Annotated in this window: 5 protein-coding genes; all 5 read left to right on the forward strand. The window is 60.5% G+C overall.

Annotated elements, in window-relative coordinates; all coding sequences use genetic code 11:
• Positions 1-335: 335 nt before the first annotated feature.
• The 5 genes from BT116_RS24450 (at position 336) to BT116_RS24470 (ending at position 6,565) form a co-directional block, all read left to right on the forward strand.
• Positions 336-1,157 (forward strand): acyl carrier protein, encoded by an 822-nt coding sequence (locus tag BT116_RS24450; RefSeq protein WP_256572600.1) that lies wholly within the window; start codon positions 336-338, stop codon positions 1,155-1,157.
• A 74-nt stretch (positions 1,158-1,231) separates the two neighbouring features.
• Positions 1,232-4,660, forward strand: a complete 3,429-nt coding sequence (locus tag BT116_RS24455) for a polyketide synthase family protein (RefSeq protein WP_072347775.1) — start codon at positions 1,232-1,234, stop codon at positions 4,658-4,660.
• A 57-nt stretch (positions 4,661-4,717) separates the two neighbouring features.
• Positions 4,718-5,188, forward strand: coding sequence for an SRPBCC family protein (locus BT116_RS24460; RefSeq protein WP_072347781.1), 471 nt, complete (start codon positions 4,718-4,720; stop codon positions 5,186-5,188).
• An 85-nt stretch (positions 5,189-5,273) separates the two neighbouring features.
• Positions 5,274-5,972 carry an outer membrane protein gene (locus tag BT116_RS24465; RefSeq protein WP_072347777.1) on the forward strand — a complete coding sequence of 233 codons (699 nt, stop codon included), beginning with the start codon at positions 5,274-5,276 and terminating at the stop codon, positions 5,970-5,972.
• Between the two features lie 164 nt (positions 5,973-6,136).
• On the forward strand, positions 6,137-6,565 hold the full coding sequence (locus tag BT116_RS24470) for a DUF1810 domain-containing protein (protein WP_072347779.1): 429 nt from the start codon (positions 6,137-6,139) through the stop codon (positions 6,563-6,565).
• Positions 6,566-6,805 lie beyond the last annotated feature (240 nt).

Consider the following 6,805-nt stretch of genomic DNA (forward strand, 5'->3'; position numbering starts at 1 on the left):
CTGGGCCATGATTCTTGATCTTTCTTACTTATAGAAATATCGACCGACTTGGTTAGGAGAACTTTATGCGCTTGCAACTTAACGATGTTGTGCAGGAATTCATCGTATCCAATGGGAGAATAGCCCATAGCTATTTCTCTCTTTCCGAAAAGATTATTGATTCACTGTGCGAATCCAATGTCGCCAAAGAAGCAATATTGCTGCGACTCCTGGAACAGGCTGAAACGGTCACTGCGCATTATTTCAATGCTCATCAACAAGTCCTTGAAGGCGTTTATGCCAATGGGACCGAAGCAGCTGTCAACCAGAGTGTTCCCGTGCTGGAGCCGGTTCACTTGAACCCGACCATACTGGCGCCGGCGCCTGTCGTCGAAGCCGTCGAAGAGACAGATGCACTTAGCTACGGGCAATGGTTGCGTGCCGAAATCAGCACCGTCACCGGCTTCCAGGCGCAACAGATCGACTTCGATCAGAGCTTCGAGAGCCTGGGGATCGACTCGCTGGGGCTGGTCGATATTTTCGAATCCCTGGCCCAGCACTTCCCGGAAAAGAAAGACCTCACCTCGCAGCTCTTCGATGCCCCTACCCCGACCGCCTTGCTGGCACGGCTTGAAGCCGATCCGCAGGCACCCACGGTGGATATCCAAGCATGGGTACTCGACCAACTCGCAGTCATCACCGGCTTTACGGTTGAGCAGATCGACCCGTCACAAAGCTATGAAAGCCTGGGTCTTGATTCGCTGGTGCAGTTGGACTTCCTGGAGTCGGTAGTCGCCATGTGGCCACAACTCAAGGCGCACAGTTCCGAGCTGGCCAACGCCAAGCTCCCGCAGGCAACCATTGCCCTGATTCAAGCCGCCCTGGCCGATCCAACACCGCAGGCAGCGCCTGGCGTCGAGCCTTCACCTGCCACGCCGGACACTCAGGGGCAGGAAGAAAACCTGCTGCTCAACGCCCTGTCTCCGTTGATCCCGGACGCAGCGCAGTCGATCGACATCCAGACGCCGTTCGCACAACTGGGCCTCAACGGCTTTGCCCGCGAGGCGCTCTGCCAATCCATGGCGCAACAGTGCTCTGCCAGCGAGTTTGCCGGTGAAGCGCTGATGTCCCGTCGCACGCCTCAAGATGCCTTGTCGCTGCTGGCCAGGCTGAGCTGAGCCCAGCAGCAACAGGAATGGAATCCGGGTGATCGAACAGGTCACCCAGCGTTTTGGCGATCAGGGAGACAGGTATGAGTGGCGCAGTAACAACAATGGGCGATTTCTGCTTCAGCGCGATGGCGGGCGAGTTTCCGGGGGCGCCATCCACGGATGCGCTTTGGCAGTTGCTCTGGCAAGGGCAGATCGCACCGATCGAATCCATGCCGACACGTTGGGAATTGGACAAGGCGTCGATCTATTCAACCAAGGCCGGCGAGAAGGATCGCACGTACCTGGACAGCGCTTTTTGCCTGACCGATGACGCCTCGACCCCGTCACGGCACGAAGGACGACAGGTCGCCATCGGCAAGAAAGTGCTCCAGACGTTGCTCACCCAACTCGCCGGACAAGGCTCGGCGCTGAGCAGGGAGCGCACCGCGCTGGTGGTCGCGACCTCCTGGAGCGACGAGAGCTATTTCGTCACCGGCGTATCCAGAAAAACCGACACGCCGTCGGGCTTTACACCGGGTGAGCAAGTGGCGGAACTGGCAGCGGCCTTTGCCTTGGGCGGGCCGGCGTTGTCGGTAGACACCGCGTGCAGTTCGTTCCCCTATGCCTTGGATATGGCCCAGGCGCTGGTCAACAGTGGTCAGGCTGACAACGCGATTGTCATGGCCCTCAACACCGTGCTGCCGCCCGCGCTGTTCCTGGGTTTCTCGCAGTTGACGGCTTTTTCCGCCCGCGCGCGGATGGAAGCGTTCGGCCAGGACGCCGACGGCATCGTGCCGGGCGAATGTGCCGTGGCCTTTCTGGTCGAACCGCTCGCCCAGGCCCTGACAGCACAGCGTCGTCCCCTGGGCGTGCTGCGCGCCTTGGGCATGTCCGCCGACGGCGCCGAAGGCTCGGTGTTCGCGCCAGGCAAACAGGCCCAGTACTCGGCCTACCAACGTGCCTATCGCGGCCTCGATCCACGCGATGTGGACTACATCGAGACCCACGGCACCGGTACACCGCTGGGGGACGCAACGGAGCTGGCCTCGCTGAACAGCTTCTTTGCCCCCCATCGTCCGGACGGCAAGAAAATCATCATCGGTTCGATCAAGTCGGTCATCGGCCATCCCCTGGCCGCCGCCGGAGGGGCCTCGCTCGCCAAGGCCTTGATGATACTGCGCCATAAAGGCATCCCCCCGCAGCCCGGTTACCGCCCCAGCCCCAAGGTCGACGAGACCTGCCTGCGACTCGCCACCCAGCAGGTACAGCCCCTGGAGGATCATCGATCTGCACTCCGGATCGGCATCTCCAGTTTTGGTTTCGGCGGCGCCAACGCGCACCTGGTGGTGGAGGAATACATTCCCGGCAACCACTCTGCCTCTCCCCTGACCGCCCCGGCGGGCGCCAGTGGCGTGGTAATGCTCGACCTTGCCATTGTCGAGGCTGAAGCAGCGCTGGGCAGCCACCGTTCCTTGCAGTCATTCCAACAGCAACTCGATCAACCCGCCGCTCCCTCGGTCATGTTCCCTTATGGGCGCTTCGTTGATTACACCCCGGCGCCCGGTCAACCGTTGCTGGGAAAATTCCTCGCCCAAGACCACGTTATCGATATCGATGGCTTTGGCATGGGTCCCAAGCCATTGGCTCATGTCGACCCGTTCAAGCTGTTGATCACCGATCGCGTCAATCATCTGCTGCGACGTTTGCCAGGCGTAGCCGGTTCGCCCGGCACTGCGATGGTCATGTGCTGCAACATGGGCGGCGAGCGCTTCAGCAATGCCTACAGCAGCGCCCACAACTTCTACTCCCGGGCGCAAGGTACGGCACCGGGCGTCGAGGTGACGGACGTGGCAACCATGCTGCCGAACATGTTGTCCGGCTACCCGGCGCAGATTTTTGACTTCAAGGGTTTCCATCAGACCCTGGTCGGCACGGCGGGACTGTTCTGGCAAACCCTGCTGGCCTCGCCGCAATGGTTCAACGATGGCATCACCACGCTGCTGCTCGGCGCAGGGCGTTTTTTCAGCGGTGAAATCGAGGTCGAGCGCGCCCGGAGCAACACAATCACGCAAGGTGAAGGACTGGGGCTGATCGCGCTGCGTCGTTATCAACCGGATGCCGCTGACAAACCCTTGCTGGTGATCCGCGCGGCGGTCCTCGCCCACGCTGCCGACTCGTTGGACGAGGCTTGCCAACGGCTGGGCAAAGCGCCGAGCGACTATCCGAACGTTGACGTCTGTGAGTTGCAGCCTGCTGCGACGCCTGCCAGCGGATCGCTGCAGGAGCTGACCGGCTTCCTGGCTGAAGCCAGTGGCATCGAGACCCTGTTGGCGGTGATGTTGAAGGGCACGACCCATTCGGTGATCGAGGTGCGCGATGCCGGCAAGACGGTGATGTGGCTGTTTACCGAAAAACTTCGCCAATGGAGCCCGGCGGCGGCCGAAGCCAGCTCGCCCATCAAGCATCCCTTCATGTTGCGCTTTGCCCATTCGTCATCCCACGAACTGCAGCAGGTCATCACGCCTGCCCGGCCTGTCAGTGTGGTTCGCGAACCGCAGAACGACGGCGTCGACGTGCAGCAACTCAGCGACATGCTCACCAGCACCTTGCTCTCCGGGCTGCGGGTGCGGGTTCGCGCCATGGAAAGCCTGTTCGCCCTGCACCGTGGCGACACATCCCAGCGCCCGACACGCTGGCAGCGCAGCGCGGAACATATCGTGATCGCCAATGCCCAGCGCAGCCCACAGTCGCTGCACGCCCAGCTCGTGGTGGATGAAGCGCACCCGTACTTCTTCGATCATCCCCTGGATCACGTCCCGGGCATTTTGCTGCTCGAGGGCGTGCTGCAATTGATCGAACTGGCGATGCCTCCTCTGAGCGGACGGGTCGCCTACATCAAGACCCTGACGATCAAGTTCCAGCAATACGTACAGAAGCAAGGCGTGATCGATCTGCACGTCGAGCAAGGCCAGGATCCCCAGGTGTTCAATGCCAAGGTCATGCAGGCCGGGAAAGTGATGTGCACCTGCGTCCTCGGGATGGCCTACAGCTCGGCGTTCGAGACATCGCCAGCCGGCGAATTCACCGCCACGCCCTGCCGTAACAAGGCCCTGTTGCACAAGGCCAGGGAGGAGAACGTCATCGTCAGTGACATGAGCGGTATCGCCCAGGGCCTGAGCGTGGACACGCTGAAACTGCCGCAGGAACACTTCTTCCAGGCAGGTGATCCCGAGCACTATTCGATGGTGTATTTCCTCGAAGTCGCTCGCCAGTGCTACATGCAGATCGCCCACAGCCATCTGCGGATTCCACTCAACACCCCGATGAATCTGCTGGCCTTGAGCTTCACCCTGGATCGCCCCATCCCCAGGAACAGCCCGCTGTCATTGGCGCCGCAAGCCGGCTTTGATGCGGCGCTCCAGGCATTCAAGACCAACCGCATCTATATCGACCTGTTCAACCGGGGTGAAAAAATCGGTCAAGCAAGTATTACCGCCCAGGTGCTGAGTCAATCCGCCCCGGCGGCCTGAGCATTGAATGGATCTGCCCTGCGCATGACCGTGCCCCCCCACAACCAAGGTGTCGCCGTGAACGATGTCAAAGTGCAAGTCATAGTCAAATCGCCCCCTTCTGAAATCTGGAAGATCTGGAACAATTTTGCAGAAGCGCCGTCATGGGATACCGACGTTCGCCAGTGTCAGCTCGACGGCCCTTTCCAGGCGGGGACACGCGGCAAATGTGTGCTCAAGAATGGCTTGAACATGTCACTGAAACTGGAAGCCGTGAGCCTGCACGAAAGCTATCGCAACAGTGCACGGCTGCTGTGGATCGACCTCGAATTCGATCATCAGATGCGCAGGCTTTCTCCCGACGAAACCCATGTCATCCATAGCGCGAAAATTTCCGGGCCGTTGAGTTTCCTGTACCGCGCGTTGCTGCGCAAAGCGTTGACCGCAGCGATGACCACGGCACTGGACAACCTGTGCACGCTGGCTGAACAACGGGCCATCGCCACCCCAGGACACGAGAAAACCGCGACGCCTTTGCACCTCGTGTGAATGCCTCCCGGAAGCTTGCGTGCAGGACGCGCCTTCCCGGACTCGCGTTGCTTACTTATCGATAACAGTACATTTCGGATCTAGCATGAACCTACAGAAAAACACCCAGTATCTGCTCATGGCAATCGTTGGCCTGGGGGCTATTGCCCCAGCACCGAGTTTCGCCGACAACCTCGGCCCCTACATCAGTGGCATGGGCGGCGTGAACTGGGTCTCCAAACAGGACCTGACCCAGAACAACAATGATTTCGTCGAGATGGAATACAACCAACCGCTGCACTCGGGCTACGCCACCGGGCTGGCACTGGGCTGGCGGTTCCCGGTCGGGCTACGGCCCGAGGTGGAACTGAGCTACCGCCGCAACACCCTGGACCAATTCAATAACCGGATCTACGAGGGCGGGAGCAGCATCGAGGGCAAAGGCGAAGAGCAAGCCAGCAGCCTCATGGCCAACCTCTGGTATGACATCCCGAACCTGCCTGCCCCCTTGAGCCGGCTCACACCTTATGTGGGCGGTGGCCTGGGCTACGCGGTACTGACCATCAAGGGCCTGGAAGCCGGTGGCGTCGAGTTCGGCGGCACCCATCGCGACACCGTCTCGGCCTGGCAACTCGGCGCAGGCGTCGCTTACGAGCTGAGCGACCATTGGTCCATGTCCCTGGATTACCGCTACTTCAAGACCGGCGAAGCGAATTTCGGCCAAATCCAGGGCCTGCCCCCGGCTGACGTGGAAACCGAATACAACGCCCAGTCCTTGATGCTCGGCCTGCGGTACTGGCTGTAAGCGCTAGCTGGATCGGCGCCTTGCCTTGGCCAGGCGTCAATCATCATCGCGACTCACGCAAAGTGCCTGGCGCCTTTGCCGAACGGCGCTATAGCGCAAGTGTGCTATAGGCTCTGCTCTTGTCTGGTTCATTCTTCAGCCTTGAAACCCTACCGGAGGCTCGCATGACCGAATCACTGGAGCGTTTTATCCAGGCGCAAGCGTCTACCTATGACCACGCCTTGCTGGAACTGCAGCGTGGCCGCAAGGAAGGCCATTGGATGTGGTTCATATTTCCACAATTACGCGGCCTGGGTGTCAGCGAGAACGCCACTTACTATGGCCTGCGCGGCATTGACGAGGCGCGTGACTATTTGCAGCACCCGCTTCTGGGACCGCGACTCGAACGCGCGACTCGTGCCGTACTGGACTCGGGAGCCGCTTTGGAGAAACTCCTCGGGCCCATCGATGCCATGAAGTTCGCCTCCTGCATGACGCTTTTTGCAGCGGCTGCGGGCGGGCAATCGGTGTATGCCCAGGCGTTGGAGGGTGGGCTGGAGGTCGACTCAAGGACACTGGAACTGCTCAAGGAGCAGGAGAGCAGGAATGTCTGATTATGAAACATGGACGCTGGCAGTACACGTGACCCAATGGCGGTCCTGCGCGGGTTAACGTTCTAGATCGACAACACAAAGCGGCCTCGCCCTCGATTTCCTCGCTACCCGACAGCGCGTCAGGCACAAACCCGCACCGTCCAAGGGCCTTCCTTGAACCGACGTTGCGGAGGCGGTGGAAGATCGTTCCCCACGCTCCGCGTGGGAACGCCGCCAGGGACGCTCCGCGTTCCGCTTCTG

Origin of the sequence: Pseudomonas sp. NFACC16-2 (assembly GCF_900119205.1) — a bacterium.
Classification (GTDB): Bacteria; Pseudomonadota; Gammaproteobacteria; order Pseudomonadales; family Pseudomonadaceae; genus Aquipseudomonas; species Aquipseudomonas fluorescens_Q.